This window comes from Microbacterium sp. SL62, from assembly GCF_026672635.1.
GTDB classification, from domain to species: Bacteria; Actinomycetota; Actinomycetes; order Actinomycetales; family Microbacteriaceae; genus Microbacterium; species Microbacterium testaceum_A.
The window spans coordinates 1-23397 of the sequence record NZ_JAPPRM010000003.1 but is presented as its reverse complement, the minus strand read 5'-3'; the positions used below and the strand labels follow the sequence as shown (position 1 = coordinate 23397).

Annotated in this window: 26 protein-coding genes; 13 read left to right on the top strand and 13 right to left on the bottom strand. The window is 64.3% G+C overall.

Annotated elements, in window-relative coordinates:
- Positions 1-39: 39 nt before the first annotated feature.
- Entirely contained in the window at positions 40-234 is a 195-nt protein-coding gene (locus OVA26_RS17470) for a DUF4913 domain-containing protein (RefSeq protein ID WP_442786080.1), read from the bottom strand.
- A 643-nt stretch (positions 235-877) separates the two neighbouring features.
- On the opposite strand from OVA26_RS17470, the gene OVA26_RS16960 reads away from it, so the two are divergent.
- A complete protein-coding gene (locus OVA26_RS16960; RefSeq protein ID WP_268105182.1) occupies positions 878-1453 on the top strand; it encodes a hypothetical protein in 576 nt (191 codons plus the stop codon).
- Positions 1454-1508: 55 nt separating this feature from the next.
- Here the strand turns inward: OVA26_RS16960 and OVA26_RS16955 are convergent, their stop codons facing one another.
- From OVA26_RS16955 to OVA26_RS16945, 3 genes are all read right to left on the bottom strand, one after another.
- Positions 1509-1709: a helix-turn-helix transcriptional regulator gene (locus tag OVA26_RS16955; RefSeq protein ID WP_268105181.1), complete on the bottom strand. Its 201-nt coding sequence runs from the start codon at positions 1707-1709 to the stop codon at positions 1509-1511.
- Position 1710: 1 nt separating this feature from the next.
- Positions 1711-2097, bottom strand: coding sequence for a hypothetical protein (locus OVA26_RS16950; protein WP_268105180.1), 387 nt, complete (start codon positions 2095-2097; stop codon positions 1711-1713).
- Positions 2098-2315: 218 nt separating this feature from the next.
- Positions 2316-5486 carry an AAA family ATPase gene (locus tag OVA26_RS16945; RefSeq protein WP_268105179.1) on the bottom strand — a complete coding sequence of 1057 codons (3171 nt, stop codon included), beginning with the start codon at positions 5484-5486 and terminating at the stop codon, positions 2316-2318.
- A 504-nt stretch (positions 5487-5990) separates the two neighbouring features.
- Here OVA26_RS16945 and OVA26_RS16940 point away from each other — a divergent pair.
- Together OVA26_RS16940 and OVA26_RS17465 are read left to right on the top strand one after the other, a co-directional pair.
- Entirely contained in the window at positions 5991-6161 is a 171-nt protein-coding gene (locus OVA26_RS16940) for a chemotaxis protein CheY (protein WP_268105178.1), read from the top strand.
- A 290-nt stretch (positions 6162-6451) separates the two neighbouring features.
- The gene (locus tag OVA26_RS17465; RefSeq protein ID WP_442786079.1) at positions 6452-6613 is read left to right on the top strand and encodes a DUF6518 family protein; all 162 of its coding nucleotides are present in this window, start codon (positions 6452-6454) and stop codon (positions 6611-6613) included.
- A 161-nt stretch (positions 6614-6774) separates the two neighbouring features.
- On the opposite strand, the gene OVA26_RS16935 is transcribed toward OVA26_RS17465, so the two are convergent.
- Complete coding sequence (locus OVA26_RS16935) at positions 6775-7206, bottom strand: universal stress protein (protein WP_268105177.1); 432 nt, start codon at positions 7204-7206, stop codon at positions 6775-6777.
- A 234-nt stretch (positions 7207-7440) separates the two neighbouring features.
- On the opposite strand from OVA26_RS16935, the gene OVA26_RS17460 reads away from it, so the two are divergent.
- The 3 genes from OVA26_RS17460 to OVA26_RS16925 are packed head-to-tail and all read left to right on the top strand — an operon-like array spanning position 7441 to position 9597.
- Positions 7441-7854 carry a BON domain-containing protein gene (locus OVA26_RS17460; RefSeq protein WP_442786083.1) on the top strand — a complete coding sequence of 138 codons (414 nt, stop codon included), beginning with the start codon at positions 7441-7443 and terminating at the stop codon, positions 7852-7854.
- A complete protein-coding gene (locus OVA26_RS16930) occupies positions 7739-9106 on the top strand; it encodes an MBL fold metallo-hydrolase RNA specificity domain-containing protein (protein WP_442786078.1) in 1368 nt (455 codons plus the stop codon). Before OVA26_RS17460 ends, OVA26_RS16930 begins: the two co-directional genes overlap by 116 nt.
- Complete coding sequence (locus OVA26_RS16925) at positions 9103-9597, top strand: DUF1003 domain-containing protein (RefSeq protein ID WP_326493382.1); 495 nt, start codon at positions 9103-9105, stop codon at positions 9595-9597. The genes OVA26_RS16930 and OVA26_RS16925 overlap by 4 nt, the downstream gene beginning before the upstream one ends.
- On the opposite strand, the gene OVA26_RS17455 is transcribed toward OVA26_RS16925, so the two are convergent.
- Together OVA26_RS17455 and OVA26_RS16920 are read right to left on the bottom strand one after the other, a co-directional pair.
- The gene (locus tag OVA26_RS17455; protein WP_442786082.1) at positions 9505-9915 is read right to left on the bottom strand and encodes a pyridoxamine 5'-phosphate oxidase family protein; all 411 of its coding nucleotides are present in this window, start codon (positions 9913-9915) and stop codon (positions 9505-9507) included. The genes OVA26_RS16925 and OVA26_RS17455 overlap by 93 nt on opposite strands.
- 65 nt (positions 9916-9980) lie before the next feature.
- Entirely contained in the window at positions 9981-10754 is a 774-nt protein-coding gene (locus tag OVA26_RS16920) for an SDR family NAD(P)-dependent oxidoreductase (RefSeq protein WP_268105175.1), read from the bottom strand.
- Positions 10755-10919: 165 nt separating this feature from the next.
- Here OVA26_RS16920 and OVA26_RS16915 point away from each other — a divergent pair, with 165 nt between their 5' ends.
- Complete coding sequence (locus OVA26_RS16915; RefSeq protein WP_268105174.1) at positions 10920-11771, top strand: universal stress protein; 852 nt, start codon at positions 10920-10922, stop codon at positions 11769-11771.
- Here OVA26_RS16915 and OVA26_RS16910 read toward each other — a convergent pair.
- The 5 genes from OVA26_RS16910 to OVA26_RS16890 form a co-directional block, all read right to left on the bottom strand.
- On the bottom strand, positions 11748-12566 hold the full coding sequence (locus tag OVA26_RS16910) for a universal stress protein (RefSeq protein WP_268105173.1): 819 nt from the start codon (positions 12564-12566) through the stop codon (positions 11748-11750). The two genes, OVA26_RS16915 and OVA26_RS16910, sit on opposite strands and share 24 nt — an antisense overlap.
- Before the next feature lie 62 nt (positions 12567-12628).
- A complete protein-coding gene (locus OVA26_RS16905; protein ID WP_268105172.1) occupies positions 12629-13252 on the bottom strand; it encodes a response regulator in 624 nt (207 codons plus the stop codon).
- 4 nt (positions 13253-13256) lie between these two features.
- Positions 13257-15155 carry a heavy metal translocating P-type ATPase gene (locus tag OVA26_RS16900; RefSeq protein ID WP_268105171.1) on the bottom strand — a complete coding sequence of 633 codons (1899 nt, stop codon included), beginning with the start codon at positions 15153-15155 and terminating at the stop codon, positions 13257-13259.
- Positions 15152-15697, bottom strand: a complete 546-nt coding sequence (locus tag OVA26_RS16895) for a pyridoxamine 5'-phosphate oxidase family protein (RefSeq protein ID WP_268105170.1) — start codon at positions 15695-15697, stop codon at positions 15152-15154. Before OVA26_RS16895 ends, OVA26_RS16900 begins: the two co-directional genes overlap by 4 nt.
- Before the next feature lie 19 nt (positions 15698-15716).
- Positions 15717-16589, bottom strand: a complete 873-nt coding sequence (locus OVA26_RS16890) for a universal stress protein (RefSeq protein ID WP_268105169.1) — start codon at positions 16587-16589, stop codon at positions 15717-15719.
- A 273-nt stretch (positions 16590-16862) separates the two neighbouring features.
- On the opposite strand from OVA26_RS16890, the gene OVA26_RS16885 reads away from it, so the two are divergent.
- From OVA26_RS16885 to OVA26_RS16865, 5 genes are all read left to right on the top strand, one after another.
- A complete protein-coding gene (locus OVA26_RS16885) occupies positions 16863-18587 on the top strand; it encodes a GAF domain-containing sensor histidine kinase (RefSeq protein WP_268105168.1) in 1725 nt (574 codons plus the stop codon).
- Positions 18588-18649: 62 nt separating this feature from the next.
- Positions 18650-19315, top strand: coding sequence for a BON domain-containing protein (locus OVA26_RS16880; protein ID WP_268105167.1), 666 nt, complete (start codon positions 18650-18652; stop codon positions 19313-19315).
- 57 nt (positions 19316-19372) lie between these two features.
- Positions 19373-19945 carry a BON domain-containing protein gene (locus OVA26_RS16875; protein ID WP_268105166.1) on the top strand — a complete coding sequence of 191 codons (573 nt, stop codon included), beginning with the start codon at positions 19373-19375 and terminating at the stop codon, positions 19943-19945.
- Positions 19946-20243: 298 nt separating this feature from the next.
- A complete protein-coding gene (locus tag OVA26_RS16870) occupies positions 20244-20906 on the top strand; it encodes a BON domain-containing protein (protein WP_268105165.1) in 663 nt (220 codons plus the stop codon).
- On the top strand, positions 20907-21092 hold the full coding sequence (locus tag OVA26_RS16865) for a hypothetical protein (protein ID WP_268105164.1): 186 nt from the start codon (positions 20907-20909) through the stop codon (positions 21090-21092). It abuts the gene before it with no gap.
- Between the two features lie 332 nt (positions 21093-21424).
- Here OVA26_RS16865 and OVA26_RS16860 read toward each other — a convergent pair whose 3' ends face one another.
- Entirely contained in the window at positions 21425-21631 is a 207-nt protein-coding gene (locus OVA26_RS16860; protein ID WP_268105163.1) for a hypothetical protein, read from the bottom strand.
- Between the two features lie 688 nt (positions 21632-22319).
- Here OVA26_RS16860 and OVA26_RS16855 point away from each other — a divergent pair.
- Positions 22320-23397, top strand: a 1078-nt coding sequence (locus OVA26_RS16855) for a hypothetical protein (protein WP_268105162.1), incomplete at its 3' end; no start/stop codon positions are given.

Genomic DNA, 23397 nt, shown 5'->3' with positions numbered 1-23397 from the left:
CACCGTCCCCACTGGTCAGGTGCGGGCGGTGGTAGTCGATCACGTCGCATTTAACCGCGTGAAGCCGGGGCGCTCCGTCTCCGCCGATGCGAGCAAGACCCCTTCGTCGTAAATTGCGGCGAGGCGGTGCACGGCGTCCGGGTGCTCCACCCAACGCGGGCACCACTGGTTATTCTCCAAGTCGCGAGCCCCGCCGAAAAAGTACTCCATGAGCGGACGGTCGACGAACTCCACCAACGCGGCCGGCAGGGGTGAGACAGCGGCAGCTGCATCACCATGAGCTGCTCGCCATCATCGTTGACGACGACCTCTGCGTCGTACTCGTCTTCGTCAGACGTTCGACGTGCTCCCTACCGACTCGTTGATGGGGGTCATCGCCGCGACCATGGGCAACCGCTTGTTTTTGTCGAAGGGCCGCATCCGCACGAGCGTGGGTTTGGCGTCCTACGGCGAACACGATCGTCCCACCGAGGCTGAGGGAGTCCACGTCGCGGGTGTCCATGATCGACTCCGAGGGACACGAGTACCGGTTTAGTAAGCACACCTTGACGTCCTGGGGGCGGTTGGGCGCAGTCCAGGTGCGCCCAACCGTAACGGGCTCGCCGACGTGACGGGCCGGATTGCGACGGCAGCGCCACAGAACGAGCACCCGACACAAGGCAACAATGCGACCGTCATCTCGCCCCAAGGAGCGCACTACGAAAGGTCGGGTGCGACGGCCGGTTCACGAACATCACTTACGGGCTGCAGCCTCCTCGCATACCGTGAAACGACGCGCCCCGACCTCTCACTGTGCGCGCGTGACCATATCTATTGAGACCGAAGTGAAAGATCATTCATGAAAACAAAATCGTTACTGTCTGTTTCCGGTGGGGCAATGCTGACCGCCCTCGTCGCCTCGTTCCTCACGGCGACACCTGCAACTGCGGCCCCGCCCGTGGAGGATGCGTCGTCATCGACGACGCCGGCGTCCTCCGGTGACACGGTGCTCGAATCCGTCGGGGCCACGCAAGCGGAATGGGAGGCGGAGGTGGAGGCCCTCGTCGCCAGCGACCTGCCCCGCACCGTCACGGAAGAAAACGGCGTCACCCGCTATTCGTTCGAGCTCACTCCCGAGGGTGAGGGCGTACCGGCCGGATACGTGATGGATTACACCGTCGAAGTCCACGACGACGGCGCCATCGTTCCGATGCTGGCCGGCGGCTCCAACCAGCACGGCCCGTACCTGGATCTGAACCAGTTCGACCAGGACCTCGTCATCAGCGGTGGTGCGGCAGCGATCGGGCTCGCCGCGTGCGCGATCCCGGCCGTGGGCTGGGTCAGCTGCGCAGCGATCACCGCCGCGTTGACCATCGCGGCGGTCGCTCTCGCGCACAACGGCAAGTGCAAGGGGGAGTTCCGCATCTACCTCAACCGTGCACGGGACGAGCCGCAGTACGCCTGCGTGACCTAAGCCGCATTCCACGCGCAACCGCCCGGGCCGGGCACCGTGACCAGCGGTGCCCGGCTCAGTCGTTGAGACGGAAGACGTCGTGAACGGAAGCGCCGAGCGCGTCGCTCACGCGGAGGGCCAGCACAAGCGAGGGATCGTGTTGCCCCGCTTCGAGAGACACGATGGTCTGACGGGAAACGAAACACAGCGCCGCGAGAGCCTCCTGGGTAAGCCCGCGCTCCCGGCGGATAGCGCGGACACTGTTGACGGTTTTCACCTCACGCGCTCCTCGGCCGAGTGATGGCGATACGGACCCAATAGTCCGCGAGGGCGATGATCAGCAGTCCCGCGAGCCACAGCCAGCCCGCGACGTCCGTGACGAGGACGGCGGCGAGAAGAAGAAGGGGCGCCGCCACGAGGAGGTCGCGGAACGCGGAGGCTCGCGCCTTGCGGTCCAGGTCAGCCTCCACGCCCTCCTCCGCGAAGGATCGGGTGCCCGCCTCACGCTTTTTCCGCACCGCCACGACGGCGAGCCCCGCCACGGGGATGACCGCGAAAGCGGCGTAACGCAGCCACTCCGTGCCGGTGGCCTGCGCCACCCCCAGGAGGATGGCGATCAGGGCAATTCCGGCGGCGAGAATCACCACAGGTGCGAAGCGTTTCATGAGCCTTCTCCTCGAATGTCAAACGTGCTTGTCACTCCACGATGTCGCATCGATCTGACATTCGCAAGGGGCGCCCCGTCTGACCGCGCCACCCGGTGCACCCGGACCACGTCGACGCCCTGATTCGTAACAGCCGCGCAGAGCCCGCTCACGCACCGGGCCCGCCACCATTCGTCCCCGCGGATGACGCCGGGAGCACTGTTGCTGGCTCCCGGGATTCACCCGAGCCGAGGACCGGATGCGGTGGGCCCGTGCGCCGGCGCGACGAGGGGACCCCCGGCGTCCTCCGACCGACGCGTGGCGACTCGCGCCCGCTCCTCCTCGTGCCGAAGCTCCACAGGAAGGTCCTGGCGGACGCGAGCCTCCGTCTGCGCGTACTCCCACCGCGCCAACGCCTGCCCGTACGCACGGTTGACCGTCCGGGCTTCCTCCTGCGCCGCGCGGAGACGCGCTCGGAGCACTGTCGCGAGCTCCCGCGCCCGGTCGAGTTCCACGTCATCGACGCGAGCATGCGCCCGGGCCTCGTCGTGGGCGATCCGCCGCTCCAAATCCACCAGCGCTTGCTCCTGCGCGTGCAACTGATCACTCGCGTGAGACATCTCCGTGCGGGCGCGCTCGAGGTCCCCCCGGACCGTGGCGATCAGCGCCGGCAGATCCGTGACGCGGCCGAAAGGACGGGCGGCCGGGTCATCCCAGCGCGGCACCTGCAGCGGCGCCCGAGCCGGCTCCGGCGCCCGGGCCGCGGCCCGCAGATCCGATAGCGCCGCCGTCTGCGCATCGCCGACGGACGCCTCCGGCATACCGCGGAGCATCGTCGACGCCAATTCCTCCACCTGGGCGTTTCGAGTCGATGCGAGCGTGATGACCTCGTTGACCTCGCGGCCGCGGGTCATCCCCACATACAAGCCCGCCGCATCCACCCCCGGCATCACAATCGACGCGTCCACCGTCTCCCCTTGGATCCCGTGCACGGTGGACGCGTACGCCAGGTGCACGTGCTCCCGGGCATAGTCCGCGGGAACCGTGCGGGTGACGCTGCCGTGATCGGTCGCGATGAGATCGATCGCCCCGTTGTCGTGAATGCGCAGCACCCGCCACAGGGCCCGGTTCTCCACCCCGAGCTCGGTGGAGTTCTGCCGGGTCTGCACCAGATCCCCGCGCAGCAGCAGCTGCCCCTGAAGGCCTTCCGCGCTCACACGCGCATCCAGCTCACCCGCCTGGATACGCCGGGCCTGAATCGCCTCGTTGAGGGTCTGGGCTTGCTCGTTTGTGGAGGTGACGATCGCGACAGTCTTCCCCCGGCCGCCCGCCTCACCCGCCGCGGTGGTCTCACACCACCGGTCCACAGCGATCCGCTGCGCCGCCACGGTCGACTCGGCCGCGGTCACCACCGCCCCCTCGACCCCGCAGACGAGGGCGTACGCGACGGCTTCGGCGTCCCGCCGGTCGCGGGGCTGACGCATCCGCAACGTCAGATCCGCGTACGCCTGGTTCACGGCCCCGTCCGGGGTGCGGAACCGGTGCACCGAATCCAGCTCCGCGGTCGCGGTCGCGGTGCGGCGCGCGAGCTCCATCGCCCCCGACAACCCGACCGGCATCACCTGGCACGGGTCCCCGATCAGAGCAAGGCCGGCGCCGGTGTCTTCGGCGACCGCCGCGACGATCCGGGCCGTGTCGGCGTCGAGCATCCCGGCCTCATCGATCACGATCCGATCGCCCGGGCGCAGTGGCCACCGCACCGGACCCGGGTACGGCTGATCATGCCCCGGTAGGGGAGAGCCGACGGGGGTGTGAACCCATCGGGTCCGCCCCGCACGATCCGTGGTGGCCGTCCACCCGTGATCCAGGAGGAAGCGGTGCACGCTCGCGGCCGCAGTCTGCGCCTCCCGACCCGCGACACTCGACGCCTTCTTCGTCGGCGCCAACACCACACTCCGCCGCCCCTGCCGCCCAAGCGCCGCCACGGCCACGCGCAGCATGGTCGTCTTTCCCGCCCCCGCCGGCCCCACCACGGTCACCACTCGGTCGCTCCCCGCGATCACCCCCGCGGACGCCACCTGCCCCGCATCCAGGACCACCCCCTCATCGACGACGTCACGGGCCACGTTCTGCACGGACGCGGCCGACAGGCGCACCCCCGCCACCGACAGCCGCTCCAACCGCTCAGCGAGATCCGTTTTGATCGTCGCGACGTCTTTCGACAAGAACACCTTCACGTGCTCCGGTGCGGCCTCCCCGGGCACCAGGTCGGTGAGGAACCGCTCCGCAGCGACCTCCCGCACCCGCTCGATAATCGGATCCAGCTCCGCCCGCTCCACCGCCGGCACCGCGCGAGCAACGGCACGAACCGCGGCCGCCCGCACATCCCACGCCGAGAACCGACCCCCGTATCCGGCGGCGCGGGCATCCGCCTCCACCACCGCCTGCGCCGCGAGAAGGTCAACGTTCGGGGGACCGTCCCACCCCCGCACGCCCACCCCCACCGGCCGGCCGCCGTCAGGCCCGCCAAGGTGCAGCGCGCCCGGATCGATCGCAGCGATCTCCGCCCGCACCGTGTCCGCCCACACCGCCTCGTCCAAGCCGACGGGTTTCCCGGGCCGGTTGTGCGACCACGCCCACCGGTCGATCGCCGCGAGATCCTTCGGGGACGGGTCCTGCCCCGGATGCTCACCCCGCCACCGCTCGAGCCGCATCTGCCGGTTCGCGTCGATCTGATTAGCCCGACGCGACAACGGCCGCACCAAATGCGCGAGCTCCACGATCTCCCCGGACACCGGATCGATCGTGAGCCCCTTCGCCGCCAACGCCGCCACCCACTGCGGGTCAGTGCGCGCGGCGAGATCCCCCTCAGCGTTGACGACATTCTGAAACTTCATCGCCACCCGAGAATCCACCCGGGACCACTTCCCGTCCACCCCACGCACCTTGATCGACAACCACAAATGCCGGTGCTTATGCGGATCCAGTGCACGCGAGCGTTCGTGCTTCAACTCCACGACCTCGATACGCGACAGCGCCTCCCGGAGCACACCGTTGCGACCGCGGCGCGTGTTCAACTCCGCCTGCCACATCGACAGAACCCGATCCCGCAACCGGTCCTGCATCGCCTCGAACGCCGCCTCGAGCTCACCATCGAGCTTCGCAGCGAGACTGAACGTCTTCGGCCCATTCACCGTCGCATCCAACAGCAGGTCCGCATCGGGGGAGGTGCGATCCATTCCCCGCGGCGACCCATCGATCGGGTCATCACCGGCAATCCACCGCTGCAGCTGCCCCCGATCCAACGCATCGACCGAGAACCGCCCGTCCTCCACCACGAACCGGTACGTGCGATCCGCAGCGTACTTCTCCGCCTGCGCAATACCCTCCGCCGCGGTAAACGACTCCACGTGCGCATCACACTCACCCTGCAGCGCATACGCAGTCGCCTGGCGGATACCCCGCCCACCGACACCGCGCTTCCACCGCTCAAGCCCGCCACGCACACCCCAAATCGTAGCGCCGCGCATCAATGATGCCTGCGTGCATTGCTCTCAATCCGCTCGCTGCGCGTCGCGGCTTCGCAGATTGCTTTCCTCTGGGTTGCCCGCCTAGCGTCTACAGTCCTTGGTCGCCCTTGGAGCTCGCTGGCCTCCGTCATCTTGCGGATGGAGCGCCCGCTCACACAGCGCGTCAAGAACCCCTACACGGCGCTGACGATCGAAACCGCCCCGCCGCAGCAGTCACCTCCAGCCGGAGCTGCAGTGGTGTCTCGGACCCGGCCGGCGCGTGCCGGACACCTCACACACTCTGAAAACGAAAACGCCTCCCGACCGAAGTAAACGGAGCGCAGTTACAACTTCGGCGCCCCTCTCGACTACGCTGCCCCCGGAAACTCTGGGGGGAGAGCACCAATGACAGAGCGAGTCGCCGACGTCGTTCAGCGGATCCTGAACGAGCAGCCCACGATCGCCATCCGGTTCACCTTCGCAATCCGGCCAGACAGCTACCACCACGGACGCGACACCCTCTTCCTGCACCCCAACCATCGACCCGTCGTGGAACGAATCTGGTCCGAGAAGTAGGGCGGCATCGCACGATCCCCCCTCCAGGGGGACTACCCCGCACTCCGGGCACACGAGCGGTCGCCTCGGCCCGCCGCGCCATCATCACTCCCTATGACGGACGCGTACGCCACACCTCACAAAGAGAGCCACATCGATGGTGCCGTCGACCCACTCGCTAGCCGTTGCGCAGATGGGCTGGCGAGGCTCCTATTAGGTCGAGCTGTTTCAAGACCCCTTCACGATCGTCGCGCTCTTCGCGGGACCTGTCGTGGGGTGTCGGCCACCCTGGTCCGCTCAGGGCCCTCGCCATGGAGAGCACTCACAGTCGCCCCGTCGCCGCAGTCTTGACTGGGGAGGGCTTATACGGACTGACTGTTGTCTCCGCGTCCACGAATCCCGTGTACTGGATCCTTCAACTCGTACTCGGGGTCGCTCTGATTGCGGCCACCGCATTCGCTGCATCGCACTGAGTTCTCCCGGCGTCATCGCGACGCTCGGTCGCTCCGCGCTATTCGTGGCGTTCTACGTGTGGCTGGGGACGCTTGGCTCTGCTGGCTAAATCGTTTTCCCACTTGGGCACTAGATCGGCCGATAATCGACGCTATGTCACGGTGCATCTGAGCCTGTGCTGCTAATCGTTGGCGTGGACAATCAGAACCGGGCAGGCCGCATGGGCAACGCATGCGGCGCTCACAGACCCGAGCAGGAGGCTCGCGAATCCGCCTCGGCCACGATTGCCAAGGACAAGCATTCGGCTTGACGCGCTGATGTGAATCAAGGCGGGGGAGGGGGCTCCTTCAATCACCTCGCGGGTGATCCGCGCAGGCGGTGCGTCGCCGAATGCGTCGCGGATTGACTCGGTGAGCACGATCTCGGCGTCTTCTTCCGGATCCCATACAGAGACGGCGGAGTATTCCGAGAAGGGTGGATAGGACCATGACGTGACCACGTGCAACGGTGCGTCGAGGGCGTCCGCGAGCTGTGCTGCGAGCCGGAGAGCGGCAATGGCCGGCGGGGAGGCGTCCACGCCAACGACAATGCTTTCGCCGCTGTTTTGGTCCATGGGATCTCCCGGGTGTCTTGGTCATCACTCAGGCGGCGAAGTGGGAGAGCGACGCGAAGCCGTTGGCGTCGCTCTCCCGCACCCCGCGAGTGCCTGTGAACACGAGCCCTAATCGCCGACACGGTCCGCGGGGTGCTCACCGTCGACGCTAAGCGCGGTGCTTCACCTGTCTCGGGACCTTCGTCCTCTCGCTGGCGGGGACCTAGGTCCCACGTCGGCGAATCGTTTGGGCGCATGGTGGGTGGCGAGGAGGCGGCCGACATGATTTCCGATGGATTCCTGAAACAGGACGTGGAAGAAGAGCTGCAGTGGGACCCCCAGGTCGATGACGCGGGTGTGGGAGTAGCTGTTGAGGACGCGACCGTGCGTCTCACGGGCGAGGTGGACAGCGAGGCGGAGAAAGAGGCAGTTCTCAGATCCGCGTTCCGGGTTCGCGGAGTTCGATCTGTCAACTCATGGTCCAGCTGCCATGATCGAGGCTACCGAAACGAACCAGGGTCATATCGCTACGACCGCCGTACAGCCTGCCACCTTGACGTTCTTGGGAGCGACAGACACGGTCACCGGTTCCCGATATCTGCTCGAGGGACCGCAGGGGCAGCAGCTGCTCGTCGACTGCGGGCTGTTTCAGGGCGTGAAGAAAAATAGACGACGGAACTGGCTTCCATTCCCCGTCGCACCGGCCAGCATAGATGCCGTCGTCCTAACGCATGCGCATCTGGATCACTGCGGATATCTCCCCAGGTTGGTTCGGGAGGGGTTTCGTGGGCGCATCTTTGCGAGCCCAGCGACGATGGAGTTGGCACGCATCGTGTTGATGGATAGTGCGCATCTGCAGGAGGAGGAGGCCCGCCACGCGCAGAAACACGGATACTCCATCCATGAGCACCCTGAGCCTCTATACACGACTTCGGACGCCGTCGACACCATCCGACAGCTCGAACCTGTCGAGTTCGGGCGGGAAGTGTCTGCGACGACAGACATCCGGGTCACCCTCCTCCATGCGGGTCACATTCTGGGGGCGGCGCAGGTTCTTGTGGAGACAGGGGGCTCCTCGGTCCTGTTCACGGGAGATCTTGGCCGGGCCGACGATCCGCTTCTGAAACCGCCGGCGCCGCGGACGGAGACCGATTACGTTGTCACGGAGTCGACCTATGGAGATCGTCATCATCCGGTCGGCGACCCCCTCATTCTCATCGGTGAGGCGATCGCGCGGACGGTGAACCGGGGCGGCGTGGTGCTCATTCCCGCGTTCGCGGTCGGGCGAACTGAGCACGTGCTCCTTGTCTTGGACGAATTACGCCAGCGGGGACAGCTACCGGCGGTGCCGATCTATGTGAACAGTCCGATGGCCACGGATGTCCTCAGCGTGTATGGCCGGCATCCTGATGAGCATCGGCTTCCTGAGGAGCAGCTCCACCGCATGTACTCCCACGTGCGCCCGGTGCACAGCGTTGAGGAATCGAAGGCGCTAAATAACGAGTCGGGGCCAATGATCATCATCTCCGCGAGTGGCATGTTGAGTGGGGGACGCATCCTTCACCACCTTGCGCGTTTTGGCGTCGACGAGCGGAACACGATCATCCTGACAGGGTTCCAGGCGCAGGGGACACGGGGCGCAGCCTTAGCGGCGGGGGAGCGCACCGTCCGTCTGTTCGGAAAAGACCTGCATGTGAGGTCGGAGGTTGTGCAGGTCACGACGATGTCGGCTCATGCGGACGGCGATGAGATCTTGCGGTGGCTACGCAGCTGCCCATCCGCTCCGAGTGCGGTGTTCGTCACGCACGGGGAGCCGTCGTCTGTGGACGTGCTCCGAGCACGTATTGCACATGAGCTTCACTGGCAGGCCCGGGTGCCCGACCTCGGCGAATGCGTCGACCTCGAGCCACGCTCGTCGTGACAGAGCGCGTGCATCGTCCCCATCGCCCGCTCACCAACTGGCATGACAGGCATGCACAGTCCCTCACGGTTGGTGAACGGGCGGCGGACTGGCTGCGAAACCACATGGGGTCGTGGGGCTTCATCTTCGGCTTTTGCGGGGTGATGTTGGGATGGGCTCTGCTCAACACCACCGCCCAGGCGCTCGACCCGTTCCCCTACATCTTCCTCAACCTCATGCTGAGTATGTTGGCTGGCATGCAGGGCGCGATCCTCCTGATTGCCGCTCGGCGCCAGGACGAGATCGCAGCCGCCCTTGCCCAGCACGATTTCGAGACGAATAGAGCGGCAAAATTTGAGATCGAAGAGCTTGCGCGTATCAACGCCGAGCAACTGGCGATCCTTCGTCGACTTGAACACTCAGGAGTGGTTCTCGACACGCGCGGTGAACCGGCGGCCCGACACGCGCAAGGGAGCGATCCGCAGGAAAACGGTGGTGGGCAGAGGGACTAGTGGGTCCGCGCCCGTGATGCCGCTGTCGTAGATCTCGGATTCATCCTCCATCCGCCAGGCGACACCGCGGAAGACGACGCTCCATCTCTTCACCCCATCGGTTCCGTCTACTTCGAAAGCGACCTGGGGATTTTTCATAATCGCCGTGGCCTTGGTACCCCGCGACGTCCGGCAGTAGATCTGCCGTCGCGTGACGATGTAGTTGATGGGCACAATGTCCGGGCCGCCATCGGGGGCGATGAACCCAATTCGTCCCACCCCGTCCTCGGTCCCCGACACGGCCAGGCGCCAACATTCACGAAGGGGAAGGTCCTCCATCGTCATTCCGACGCTCAGGTGCGCGGAAGCGTGCGCGGGCAGGTGGGCCCTGTTCTCTGGCAGCATCACACGGCCGCCCATCCGCCGTCGACAGGGAGGATTGCCCCGGACACATTGGATGCGTCGTCACTGAGTAGCCAACAGATCGCGGCTGCGACTTCTTCTGGCTGCGCTGGTGGAGGCACGTTTGTCGCTAGCAGTGGGGAGAGGCGAGCGCGCGCATGCTCAGAGTGGAACCGCGCGTCGATGTTGGTTAACACCGGTCCCGGCGCGACAGCGTTGCATCGGATGCCATGCGGAGAATAGAAGAACGCCGTGCTGAGGGTGAACCCGTTCACTGCGAACTTCGATGTTGTATATGGCGTGCCCGCGGCGGAGCCTCGTTGAGCTGCCTCGCTGCTGACGTTGACGATGCTCCCGCCGCCGTGTCTCAACATCTCGGGCAGTAGCGCCCGCGTTAGACGCATGAGTGAGGACACGTTCACCTCGAGCACGTGGTCCCAGGTCTCGTTCTGTATCTCTGCGGCGGGTTCGAAGCCGTCCATGATGCCCGCGACGTTGGCGAGTCCGTCCGCATGTGCGCCCACTTCTGCGCGGACACGGCCGATCGTTGTCTCGTCGCCAGCGCTTCCGGCGACAGGAATGAAGTCTCCGGGTGGTGGCGTCGCGACGGCGCGAAGCTCCTGCTCCAGTGAAGACAAGCGCCCCGCGTCGATATCGACACCGACAACGCGACCCCCTTCTTCAAGCAGGCGCATCGCGACGGCACGGCCGATACCCGACCCCGCCCCTGTGACGACGATTGTCCGCGCGGAAAATCGACCTCTGTAAATGCTCATCACATCACCTCGACGCCATCCTCGCGAAGGTTTCGCGGGCGTTAGGGGCCCTAAGTCCTGTGCGCAAGGGGCGACAAGGGGGACCTTTGGCACTTATCGCGCCCGGACGACTTACCTAACGTCGTTTGGAGGAGCGTCTGCGGAGGTCGAACGATGAATCGCATAGTGATCGGTGTCGATGGCTCGGACGCTTCGATCTCCGCTGTCGAGTGGCTCGTGAACTGGTTGGGTGATACGCCTACCCTCATTGATCTCGTTTCCGCCCATTCGCAGCTGTCGCAGCTGATGGCGGATCGAGCAGTCCGCACCGACCTCGAGTACGCCGAACGACAGCTCAACGGGTGGGACGGCCTTCATTCTGTCTCCACGCATCGCGTGAGTGGTCGACCCGTCCGAGTGCTGACGGAGCTGGCCAGAGGAGCCGATCTGCTCGTCCTGGGGGCTGACCCGCACCACCCCCTGCGAGCGGCATTCACCGGCTGGTTGCCGGTGCGGGTGTGCGCGGCATCACCTGTTCCTGTGGCCGTCATCCCCGCGGGATGGCGGCCGAGCGATGACCCCATCACGGTGGGGGTAGACCTGGACGGTTCCGCGCGGGGCGCTCTGCAATGGGCCGCTGAGGAAGCCGGCAAAACACGGCGGAGGGTTCGACTCGTCCACGCGTGGCATCTGCCCGAACCCACCACTGATGGTTCAATCGCCGTTCTCGCCCGCCCGGAACAGATTCTGGCGGAACGTCGCAATGCTCTGGAGGCCGTTCGGCACACAATGGCCAGGGAATATCCCCGAGTCGCGCTCGAAACGGATCTGACGAGCGCGCGGCCGTCCGCAGCGCTTTTGAGCTACGCGCCTTCATCATCGCTAATCGTGCTCGGTTCCCACCGCCTCGGAGTTCTCGAGGGTGGACTGGTAGGGGCTACCGGGGCCGACCTGTTCTGGCGGGCGGGATGCCCGATCGTTGTCGTTCCTCCCACCGCCAGGGCTGAAGGATTGTCACGGCACAATGCACAGCGGTGAGTGCAGGTCGCGGCTCAGGTCTTGGGCGACCGAACCCAGAATGACCGCCGTGATGGCGCCCCGCCGATGACTGCCGATCACCGTTACATCAGCGTGGCGAGCTGCAGTGGCGAGAGCGCTGACCGGATTGTCGTGGACCAACGTGAGCTCGAGGGGCAAGCCTGGCCAGCCCGTCCGGATGCGAGCAGCAACCTCGTTGAGTAGTCGGCGGTGGGCATCCTCGATCTCCGCGTCGCCGCTGACCTGGTCGCGGACGCGCCCCGGGGCGGATGGGAGTGTCTTCCACGCGTGCACGAGGTGCAGCGGCGCGTGCAGACGTGTGGCTTCGTCTGCAGCGAACGCTGCGGCCGTGTCAGAGGACGAGTCGTCGTCGATGCCCACCATCACCCGAGGTTCCCCGGACCCACTCGTCCATCCTTCGGGGACGAGAACGGTAGGGCAGATCACCCGGTTCGCTACGCGTAACGGAAGCGCCGCACTGCCTTGGTGGGGTGCACGTGCCCGCTGCGAGGCGCCCATCACCAGGAGGTCCGCGTCGAGTGCGGCGCGCGTAAGGGTGGGAATCTTCCGACCATCCAGAAGCAGAAGGTGAACGGTGAGGGCGGGGTTATGCCGCCGCAACTGATCTCGAGCGGCATGGAGGTTACGGGTCGCTTGCGTCTTCTCTGCCCAGAGCGGGTTGGTCACAAAAAGGAGGTGAACAACGGCGGCTTCGTTCTGGATCCGCCACGACACCCAGTCCAGGGCGGCTTCTGCACCGGGACTGGCGTCATAGGCGAGAACAATGTGCTCCATGCGACCCTCCACTGTCACCGTAGGAGGTTCGGCGGGGGAGACGGGAGCAATTAGTCCCGACTTCACAAGTGTTGATCGCGTTGAAACAGCGCAGCTTGTGTGCGTGAGGTCATGCCCAGTTTCATGAGAAGGGATGAGACGTAGTTTTTCACCGTTTTCTCAGCTATGCCGAGGTCTGATCCGATTTGGCGATTCGTCAGACCCCGTGCAATACCGTCGAGCACTTGCCGCTCCCGGATTCCGAGAGCGCCAACGCGCGGATCATCGCTCTCCGATGCACGCCGATCGTGCAGCGCAGGCAAACGGGATGCGTTCAATCGCGTCTTTCCGGCACTCACCGCCCTGATGTCTTCGATCAGCCGACTTCCTGTCACCGTCTTCAGGGAGTAGGCACCGGCGCCGGCAAGGATCGCGGCGTGCACGGCGTGATCATCATCGAACGCGGTGAGGATGATGCACGGGATGGACATGCGTGAGCGGATATCCCGGCAGAGTTCGATGCCGTTACCGTCGGGGAGTCGAAGGTCAAGCACCACGATGTCAGGGCGGCATGCCTCGACGCGTTTGAGGGTCTGCTGCGCCGTCGCCGCCTCTCCGACCACTTCCATGCCCGCGGTGCGACCGATCAGATCAGCCAGTCCGCGTCTCACAAGCTCGTGATCGTCCACCAGGAAGACACCGATCATGTCCTCACCTTCTTCCACTGGGCTGAGGCTGGGTGAGGGGGGAGGAGCTCGCCGTCATCAACGATCCCGTCCCCTCGTGTGAAGCAGTCGCCGCTCTGAGCGACCACAGAATTGTCGCGACGTCGACGAGTTCCTGCAGCCATGCACCAGCGAGTGCCGGGAGCATTCCTGCCGCAGCGATAAGCATCAATATGACGCTCAAAGAGATGCCGAGCAAGATGCTTTGCCTTGCGACCCTTACGGTGTGACGTGCGTGCTGGCGCGCGCGGGGAACGTCGGCGAGGTCGTCACTCAGCAAGACGATGTCTGCCGCCTCGCTGGCGAGAGTTGCCCGGCTGCCGCCCATGACGATGCCTACATCTGCGCTGGCGAGAACGGGAGCGTCGTTGATGCCGTCGCCGACCATCACCACAGGGCGCCCCGATTGCATGCCGAGGATGGCGACTTTCTGTGCGGGGGAACAGGGAGCGTGGACCATATCTATTCCCACCTCGTCGGCGATGCGTTGCGCGGCGTCGCGGGCGTCACCGCTGAGCATCAGGACGTGTTGTCCCATTTTTTGCGTGAGCACGTTGATGACGGCTCGCGCGTTGGGTCGGGGCGAGTCGGCCAGAACGATCTTGTCGACCCCGCCGCCGTCGACTCTGACGTAGATGACGGAGTTTCCATCTGCAATCTCGGGGTTGTTTTCCTGTTGCGACAGATCGCGGCGCACGAATCTTTCGGACCCGAGGGTGATCTTGTGGCCATCAACGACAGCTTCCACGCCAAGCCCGGGATCCTCTCTTGCAATGGTGGGGAGGAGGTGGATGGGTGCGGCTTGTCGCAGGGCCGCGGCGTAGACGTGAGATGAGACGCTGTCGGCCGCTGCCGCCAGCGCCAGAAGACGTTCAGGTGTGAGTGAGGAGCTGCAGACGACATTGGCGACGCTGACCATTCCCCGGGTGAGTGTCCCGGTCTTATCGAACGCAATGGTCCTCGAGCGTGCCAGCAGCTCCAACGCGGCGCCACTGCGGACAACGATCTTCTCTCGCGCTGCGCGGCTGATACCTCCCGCGAATGCCACGGGCGCGGCGATGATGAGGGGGCACGGGGTGGCAACGACAAGCACGGCCACGGAACGCGCCCACTCGCCGCTCCAAAAGCCCGAAACAAGGGAGATGGCAAGAGCCAGGAGAGTGAACGGTCCGGCGACTTTGTCGGCGAGTCGCACCATTGGCGCTTTCTGGTTGGCGGCCTGCGTTGCCAGCGCCACGATGCGTTGGTACTGGCTGTCCGCTTCCTCGCGGACAGCACGCATTCGGGTCAGACCCGACAGATTGATGGCGCCCGAGGCCACCGGTTGGTTGCGGGTGACCTGCTGCGGCAGGCTCTCACCGGTCAACGACGTCTGATCAAGTGTGATGGCGTCATCAAGCAACACGCAGTCGACGGGGACGACCTCGCCCTGACGGGCCAGGACTGTGTCACCCACGTGTACGTCTGCGATGCGCACTTCTTCGGACGTACCGTCCACGCGTTCGATGAAGGCATGGGTGGGTGTGCTGGAGATCAGCTGACGAAGATCTTTCCGTGCCCGCCAGTTCGCATACCTCTCGAGGGTCTCACCGCTTGCGAGCATGAGCCCGACGACGAATGCGGCCCACACTTCACCAGAGAACAGTGCGGCGGCAATAGCGATGGTCGCAAGGACATCCACCCCGAAGAGGCCGCTGCTGAGCCGGCGAATAGATTCGATGGCGGAGATTGCGCCAGCTACTACCGCCGAGCCGGCGGCGCAGGCGAGCGCTACGTCGCCCCTGCCGACAACCCATGCGGTGAAGACGAGGGCGACCCCCGACATAGCAAAGATGAGTGAGGGAGCGAGGAGGCCACTGCGTGAAGGCTCACCGAAAGTGGTCATTCCTGGCTGCGCGGGGGCGTATGGGGAATCGGTGACGGACGTAAGGCCGCCATTTCTTCGGCAAGTTGCGCCGTGCGCTGGGTTTCGTGTGCGCGCTGGGTCTCGGCCGTCCCCGCGTCGGCGAAACGACGGCCCGTGACGGTTCCGACTTCTACACGGATGACGTAAACCTTGGCGGCGGGACTAGCGGAAAGGGGCATGGCGTGTCGCGCTTGACGATGTTCGGCGTCGAGCACAACCTGATGCGCAAGTCCCACAGCCACGACGCTCCACCAGTCGGCGCCGTCTCGACCATCCACCTCGAAGGTGACGCGTGAATCTTTCGCGATCAGACGAAGCTTCGAGTCTGCGGCCGTCTTGATGAAAAGTCCCAGCCCGGACACGGCATAGTTGACCGGAAAAATCGCCGGATGGCCATTGTCCCCGTTCATCGCGAGACGACCGAGAGACTGCGTGCGCAAGAGGTTCCAGCACACAGCAGGGCTGAGGACGCGCACAGCTCCCTCTTCCTCTTGCGGCCCTTCGTGGGTTTCTGACGTCATCGGCGCTTCTCCTTTGGCATCACCGTCTCGACGAGCTTGGGTCCGACTCGCATCCCGCGGGCGTTGCGACCGATTGCCCACGCTGAACGCTCGGTTCGAGGGGAGCGAGCGAGTCAGGGGGGACGACGCAAAGCGGTGCGGTCATCTGTCCAATGACGAACCAGGCGACTGTTCCTAACAGCCCTCCCGCGAGGGCCCCGTGGCGGTGGCTGCCGATGACGACGAGGGCTGCCTTTTGCGCCAGAGCCTCTAACACCAAGGCCGGATCATCGGCCATCATTACCTGCTCGAGGGGGAGGCCAGGGTAGGTGCGAGAGACGGCGAGAGCTGCCCGATGAGTTACGGCCTCGTGCTCGGCCCGTGTGCCCGAGTGGAACATTTTCTCCGGCCACGCGTGAACGATCAGGAGTTCCTGCTTCGTACGGGCCGCCTCGGAGGCGGCAAAGCGAAGGGCTGCCTCTGAGGACCCGTCATCGTCGTAGCCGACGACCACCGGTCCAGTTCGCTGACGCCATCCCGCCGGAACAACGCAAGACGGGACAGCGGATCTCACACTCACGCGGAGCGGGATCCACCCTTTGAGCATGGACCGCACCGGGGCATGCAGGTGCGATCGGACGACCAGGAGGTCTGCCGCCTTGCTACTCTCCAGCAACGTGTCGGGCATCCATCCGCGAAGGACTTTTGTGTCGATCGTCGCAGATGGGGCAAGCCGCCGACACATGTCCGCGCCTTCGTGGCTGACGCTGCGCAGTTCGCGTTCTGACTCGAAGAACTCGCCAACCGATGTGAGCGTCACGTGTGAGGGCACATGCTGTGCTCGCTGCGCCGTCCACTCCAAGGCTGCCACCGACGCCTCACTGCCGTCAAAGCCCACCACTATGTGTTCCACGGACCTTCTCCTCACCTGAAACGACGCGGGCCGACGCAAAGCCTTGGTGGGAAGACGCAGGAACGTTCCCGCGTCTTCCCGCTGCGCAACCTGACGGCCATGCCGATGCAGTGGTCGACTTCACCGCGTACGAAACGGTTGCCCGGGCGCGACCCGTACTGACAGACGATATGGAAAGGTCACGGCCCTCGAAGAGACTTTCGTCCCGTCGCGGCTGCTGACACATATCCACAACACGCGTAGCCTCAGGACAACCTCCGGAAGGAGATAGCGATGGACGGCGACAACGACAGCGATGGAAGCCCCCTGCGCGATCTGGAGGCCACGCTGAGTCGATTGCGGACCCACGCCGCCCGGGTTCAGGTGGCGGAAGACCGGCTTCGCGCCTTGCTGGAATCATCCAGACTGATCACCTCGCACCTTGAATTACCGGCCGTCCTTCGCGAAGTCGTGATCGCCGCCACCCGTCTCGTGGGCGTGCCCTACGGCGCGCTCGGTGTCATCGGTCCGAACGGCTCTCTCTCGGAGTTCGTTCATGTCGGCGTGCCCCCACAGGCAGTGGAAGAAATGGGCCAACTTCCCAAAGGGCGCGGGCTCTTAGGCGCCGTCGTGCGAGACGCCCAGACCATCCGATTGCCCGACCTTCTACAGGACCCCCGGTCTGTGGGGCTCCCCGCGCATCACCCGCCGATGCGGGCGTTCCTCGGAGTCCCTGTGCGAACCCACACGGAGGTGTACGGCAATCTTTACCTCACAAAACCGGAGCCCGGAAACTTCTCCATAGAAGATGAACGCATCATCGAAGCCCTCGCCGCTACCGCTGGCATCGCCATCGAAAACGCCCGACTTTACGAAGATGCGCGTCGCCAACGCCGGCTGAGTAACGCTCTTTCTCACATCAGTAGCGCGCTTCTTGACCCGCACGACGTGGATGCCTTGCAAGTAATCGCCAAGCAGTGCGCGTCGGTCATCCCCTCTGTGGCCGTCACTGTCGTCGTTCCCGACGACGATCCGCATCTGATGAGGGTGCGTGTCGCAAGCGGCCCACTCGCCGCCTCGCTCCTGCACACCACCTTTGCTCGAGCTGAATCGCTCGCCTTCCGGGCGATGGAGCTCGGCGAAGTCGTTTCCGACGACGCTCCCATTCGCGATCTGCCTCCCGGAGAAGTGCGCCTCGGCCCGACCGCCGCTGTGACCCTCGTCGCACGCGGTAGGAACATCGGAGCGTTGTGCGTGTCTAAAGAGCTCCATTCCCCACCGTTCACGGGCGAGGAGATCGACATCGTCGGCGACTTCGCCGCGCAGGCAGGAATTGCCATCTCCCTCGCCGCGGCACGAGAAGACCAAGAAAAACTCCACCTGCTTGAAGATCGCGCTCGCATCGCACGTGACCTTCACGACACCGTCATTCAGCGACTCTTCGCCACCGGGCTCGCGCTCGAGCACGCCGCAGCGACAACTCCCGAACACGCCGCCATCCTGCGACGACAGGTCGAGAACATTGACGCCGCGATTTCCGACATCCGCACCGCCATCTCTGCCATCCGAACGCCAGCCGCCAGGACCCAGCGAAAACTCCGTGACCGGATCTTCTCACTCGTGGATGAAATGGCCGCCGCGCTTCGCATACGACCCCATCTTCACTTCGATGGCCCCGTCGACTCCCTCATCACGGACGAACTTGTCGAGGACGTGCTCGCCGTCGCACGCGAGGGTCTCAGCAATATTGCACGTCACGCCCATGCAACTCGCTGCGCGATCTCCATCAACGCCACAGGCAGCGAAATCCGCGTCCTTATCGAAGACAACGGCGTCGGGCTGCGAGACGCACCGGGGGCGCGAAGCGGCACCGCGAACCTGCGCTCACGAGCACTCGCGCGTGGCGGAACAAGCGAACTTCGCCCGAACACTGATGGCGGGCTCACGTTGCTCTGGCGCGTTCCAACACCGGGAGACACCAGTGCACGCACGGACCACGCAGACAACGACGGGACCTAAGCCCCACCTCTAGGCAGAACCGCGCACGATGCTAAACGCTCCGACACACAGAGGAGTTGATCGTGACTATCCCCATCGACACGGACTACGACCTGCAATCAGATGTCCAAGACGAACTCGCGTGGACGCCGGAAGTCGACGCAGCAAGTATCGGGGTGGCCGTCGAGAACGGCACCGTCTCCCTCTCGGGGCAGGTTCAGAGCGCTGCAGAACATGTGGCTGCAACGAAGGCGGCCCTTCGCGTTCGAGGCGTGCGGGCCCTCGTCGACGAGTTGGAAGTCCGCCCAGTCGCTGGCTGGCAAGCGAGCGACGTCGACATCGCGAGAGAGATTGTGCGCGCGCTACACGCCACCGTCAACGTGCCCGACACCGTGCAAGCCACCGTGCACGCCCACGCCGTCACCTTGAGCGGAGAGATTGGGTGGGAATACGAGCGACGCGGTGCCATAGCCATTGCCGAGCATCTCCGCGGGGTTAGCGAGGTCATCGACAACCTCACCCTTCGAGCGCGTGCTTCGGCCAACGACACAGAGGAGCGCATCCGCCAGGCCTTAGCCCGCAATGCGGAAATCGATTCGCAGACCATTCACGCCATCGTCGAGGGGACCAAAGTGACTCTGACAGGATCGGCGAGGTCCTGGGCGGAGAAGTACCAGGCAGGCGCCGCCGCATGGGGCTCACCTCATATCACCGCCGTCGAGAATCAGATCATCGTGGCGTCCCGATGAGGGCAACAACGACCTGGTCGGGCGCGGCGCGGTGCCGGCTCGGATGGTGATCGTCCCGTGATCACAACCGCCCCGACCGTGATCGGAAGAGCATCCTCCTTTGAAACGGAGGTGGAGCGCGTCCTGCGTCAGATCGCTGTCATTCCTGACACAGTCCACGCCGTAGTAACTGGCGCCACCCTGACCCTCGTGGGAGAGGTTGACTGGGACTATCAACGCCAAGCTGCGGAACGCGCTGTTCGCACTCTCCGTCCCGGTTTTTACACCATCGCAAACGCGATCACTGTTCAGACCGAACCGTCGGCAGCGAAGGTCAACCACCGCATAAAGACCTTCCTCGGCTTGTCTGCCGAGCGGGTTCACGTTGCTGTATGCGGCGGCGCAGTGATACTCACCGGCACCGTGACCTCTTGGGGCGAGAAGTCGCAGGCAGCCGCCGCGGCGTGGGTGTCGCCTCACGTCCAACAGGTCGATGACCGCATCGTCGTAAACGCTGCAGGACACGGGGGCGCCGCAGAATCGCAAGCCATCACCCCTGCCGGGCAGTCCAGCATTGACCGGGTTCACTCTGACTCTCACCTAGTTGCACAAACGCCCGCCGGACAACCGGCCACGTCACGGAAACGGTGACCCCGTGCCTCTAACCCGCCGGCCGCTGCCGGCGGACGCATCAGCGGTCGTCGGTCCGGCCGATCTGCACCTCCCACCAACGCAGCCCATCGATATCACGGGACTCGTCGTGTCGCTCATCTCCGCAGAGGCGCGCCCGCCAGAGGCGGCGCCCGCGTCCGTCAACCCTGGGCACACGCCTCACAGGACCGACATCTCCACTCGCCTTGACAAGTGGCATCAGCCGAGTCCCTGAGCCTCAGATCCCACCTCGCCCGAACGAAGGTGAGCGTAAGCCGCTCGCCACAAGGAGCACGAAATGACCATTATCATCGCAGACGTCGATCTGCAGGCGGCCGTGCAAGACGAACTCGCCTGGACTCCGGACGTGGACGCCGCACAAATCGGCGTCAGCTCAGACCGAGGAACAGTGACACTGTCGGGCGAAGTGGACAGTTTCGCCGAACGGATCGCCGCCAAGCACGCCGCCTTCCGTGTTCGGGGGGTGAGAACTGTCGTAGACGACCTGGCAGTCCACCCCAAAGCCAACTGGCCCATCACTGAGACCGACATCGCTAAGGAAGTGCAGCGCACCCTGCGCAGTGCGAGCGACATTCCCGACACCGTTCAAGCCGAAGTGAAGAGTCACAATGTCACTCTGACCGGGGAAGTTGACTGGGACTTTCAGCGCGCCGCTGCAAAGCGAGCCGTGCAGCACCTTCGCGGGGTCTACACCGTAAACAGCATGATCACCCTGAAAGCCAAACCATCTGCAGAAGACACCGAAGAACGCATCAAGAACGCGCTCACGCGTAACGCTCAGCTCGACGCAGCGAAGATTCACGTCAACGCGGCCGGGACGAAGATCACGCTCACCGGCACCGTCAAGTCCTGGGCCGAAAAGTCGCAAGCAGGGAATGCAGCGTGGGCGTCACCCCACGTGACTCACGTCGACAATCACATCGTGGTCCAGGCGTACTAAATGCACGCGAGAGGGCCCCTCACAGACAAAAGCGACCGTGTCGCCGCCAAGGCCGCCACCAAGATCGCCCGCGGGCTCAACTTCACAGTGACCGACCTGGAGAGCTTCCGCGTCGAAGGCTACGAAGGCGCCCTCGTCGACGGGGACTCGAGGTTCGGTACCGCCGTCGTCATCCCAGTGTTCTAGCGCGGCCTCGTCGTCGGGAAGTTTCGAGTTGCCGTCCATGTCTGGACATTACGCTCACTCAGCTGAGCCCGGTAGCCGGGCGGTCGAAGAGGAGTCTGGTAGCTCAGTTTCGACGGGAGAGCACCAGAAATTTTTACCAGGTTCAATGCGTGGAAGATACGACCCCCCCATCTGGGGGACATACCCGCTACTGTGCGAAGACCCCCGCCGTCAGGCACCTTTGATGCCCTCTTACTGGCGGCGGGGGCCTCGACCAGGAAGGTATCGCCTGGGTTCCCGCAACCTGAGGGGTTGACTCACGCCCTTACCCTGGTCTACCTCGTTGTCAACGTTTAAGGCTCGCGGGTCGCCGGGGGCTGTTGATCGCGCTCGATTTCCGCATCCCGTCTGGCCGGGGTCTCGGCGGTCGGCGCGTAGCCGTACCAGTGCTCGCCTGTCGCCTGATCCCAGCGGGATTTGCGGCGCTGCGCAGCCAGGTGGCCGCCTTCGTCATCCCAATTCTCGGCGGCGACGTCGTCATCCTTCTCCGTATCGCCCATGTTCCGGACTGTACGCCGCCGCGAGGCGCGCGGGTAGGCGGTGCCCACCGGCGCTTCACCAGAAAATCTCACCGTTTCCGCACGTTCGATCCCGACGTGTGGACCAGGCATCCGTATGACCGCGATCTGCGATCGAACGGTGCACCACCGACCTTGACGCGGTGCTCTAAAGGCACGGGGCGCAAGCCACCGCTGCTCGCGGCCCATTCGTCTGGGTCAACTCGGTCGCCCAAGAAATGCACGAGCACTCGCTGTGGTGTTCATCCGAGGCGATGTTGGGGTGCACGAGTTCGCCCCGATAGATGACGCTATTTCCGTCTCTTGAGATATTCCATCTCCGCGACGTGATGGCCTTTAGAAACAGGACCCGTCATCTGCCCCGTACACCGATCATGGTTCTCACGTCCGTCAATGTGAGATGAAGGGCCTCACCCAGCTCGGCGAAAAGCGGCCGGCGCCTGAGGAGCCAGCGCGCCTTCGAGCGCTGGCGTCCAGCGGGGCAGGTTCGCGGACCCGGCACGAGGCGTGTGAAAGTGCTAATCCACCTTCTGCCGGACCCCGCAACCGGGAACTTTGTCAGACGGCCCGTTGTGCACGGCCTTCTAAGAGACAGATGCCGGCGAGGTCGCGACGCTCCGCCAATGCGCCCAGACGCCGATACGCTTGGCGAACGAACCTAGGGGGAACGATGACGGCCGAAGCTGCGTCCGAGGCCGCTGGCCAAGGTCTTCTGGATCAAGTGGTGATAGGTCTGGTAGTCGACGCTTGCTCGTACACTGCGCAGCGCGTCATCCGCCACGTTGCACAAACTGCCACCCGTTCGGGTAAGTCAATGTCGGCTGCCGAATACCTGAATATCGATCTATCAAAATTCGTTCCGACGGCACCCGGCCTAGCACTTCTCTCATCTCTTTCGACCGATGCAGCAACCATTCGAAAGTCGCTCCATTCGCCAGCGTCTCGCACCGTCGTTCGCCAGATATCCGCGGCTAGCTTCCTGGATGAGTACGACAGCTACGCCGACGATTTTGCGCACCTGCTGCAGCAAGCCTTTGCTGAGCAGAACGTGACGCTTGCCGCATTAGAAGCCGCTGTAATTGTTGACGCCATACACTCTGTCTCTGCCAATTTGGTAGATCAGATCAAGACGTCTGCGGAAGCGTCCATTATCGCTGAGCAAGCGGCGCGAACGGTCCTGATGCAAGCAACTCTAGAGTCAATCAGGCAAGACATCTCTTTGATGGAAGTTCGCCGCACGAGAAATCAGGCACAAGACACGGAATGGCTGGCTCGGTTCCGATCGCAATGCGCGAGGCGGCACGGGTACATCACCCCTCCCGATAACAACAAACGAACCACTGTTCCGCTCGAGGACATATATGTCCCCGGTCGCCTTAAAGGCGACCCGGAGCGTGGGAACGAACCTCAGACTGTCCTAGAACTTGCCGATTCACTTGATCGTCACGTCGTCTTGGGCGATCCGGGAGGGGGTAAATCTACCGCTACCAATGCAATTGCTCACCTGCTCTCCACTGATGCAAGCGGCAGTCTCCCGTTCGTCGTCATACTCCGCGACTACGGAAAGACAATGGGCGAAGAATCGATCGCTTCTTTCATCGAACGGACCATTTCAGCCCGCTACGAACTTCCCGCGCCGCCTGCGGGTCTAATCGAACATTCCCTCCGACACGGGAAGGTCACCGTTCTACTGGATGGCCTCGACGAACTTCTCGATTCGACCAAACGACGAAGCATGTCTGAGAAGG

Bases quoted from the DNA above. Each gene is read 5' to 3' on its own strand.
- OVA26_RS16960 (WP_268105182.1), top strand. From the start codon at position 878: ATGCTGACCGCCCTCGTCGCCTCGTTCCTCACGGCGACACCTGCAACT.
- OVA26_RS16950 (WP_268105180.1), bottom strand. From the start codon at position 2,097: ATGAAACGCTTCGCACCTGTGGTGATTCTCGCCGCCGGAATTGCCCTG.
- OVA26_RS16940 (WP_268105178.1), top strand. From the start codon at position 5,991: ATGACAGAGCGAGTCGCCGACGTCGTTCAGCGGATCCTGAACGAGCAG.
- OVA26_RS17465 (WP_442786079.1), top strand. From the start codon at position 6,452: ATGGAGAGCACTCACAGTCGCCCCGTCGCCGCAGTCTTGACTGGGGAG.
- OVA26_RS16935 (WP_268105177.1), bottom strand. From the start codon at position 7,206: ATGGACCAAAACAGCGGCGAAAGCATTGTCGTTGGCGTGGACGCCTCC.
- OVA26_RS17460 (WP_442786083.1), top strand. From the start codon at position 7,441: ATGGTGGGTGGCGAGGAGGCGGCCGACATGATTTCCGATGGATTCCTG.
- OVA26_RS17455 (WP_442786082.1), bottom strand. From the start codon at position 9,915: ATGGAGGACCTTCCCCTTCGTGAATGTTGGCGCCTGGCCGTGTCGGGG.
- OVA26_RS16920 (WP_268105175.1), bottom strand. From the start codon at position 10,754: ATGAGCATTTACAGAGGTCGATTTTCCGCGCGGACAATCGTCGTCACA.
- OVA26_RS16910 (WP_268105173.1), bottom strand. From the start codon at position 12,566: ATGGAGCACATTGTTCTCGCCTATGACGCCAGTCCCGGTGCAGAAGCC.
- OVA26_RS16905 (WP_268105172.1), bottom strand. From the start codon at position 13,252: ATGATCGGTGTCTTCCTGGTGGACGATCACGAGCTTGTGAGACGCGGA.
- OVA26_RS16900 (WP_268105171.1), bottom strand. From the start codon at position 15,155: ATGACCACTTTCGGTGAGCCTTCACGCAGTGGCCTCCTCGCTCCCTCA.
- OVA26_RS16895 (WP_268105170.1), bottom strand. From the start codon at position 15,697: ATGACGTCAGAAACCCACGAAGGGCCGCAAGAGGAAGAGGGAGCTGTG.
- OVA26_RS16885 (WP_268105168.1), top strand. From the start codon at position 16,863: ATGGACGGCGACAACGACAGCGATGGAAGCCCCCTGCGCGATCTGGAG.
- OVA26_RS16870 (WP_268105165.1), top strand. From the start codon at position 20,244: ATGACCATTATCATCGCAGACGTCGATCTGCAGGCGGCCGTGCAAGAC.
- OVA26_RS16865 (WP_268105164.1), top strand. From the start codon at position 20,907: ATGCACGCGAGAGGGCCCCTCACAGACAAAAGCGACCGTGTCGCCGCC.
- OVA26_RS16860 (WP_268105163.1), bottom strand. From the start codon at position 21,631: ATGGGCGATACGGAGAAGGATGACGACGTCGCCGCCGAGAATTGGGAT.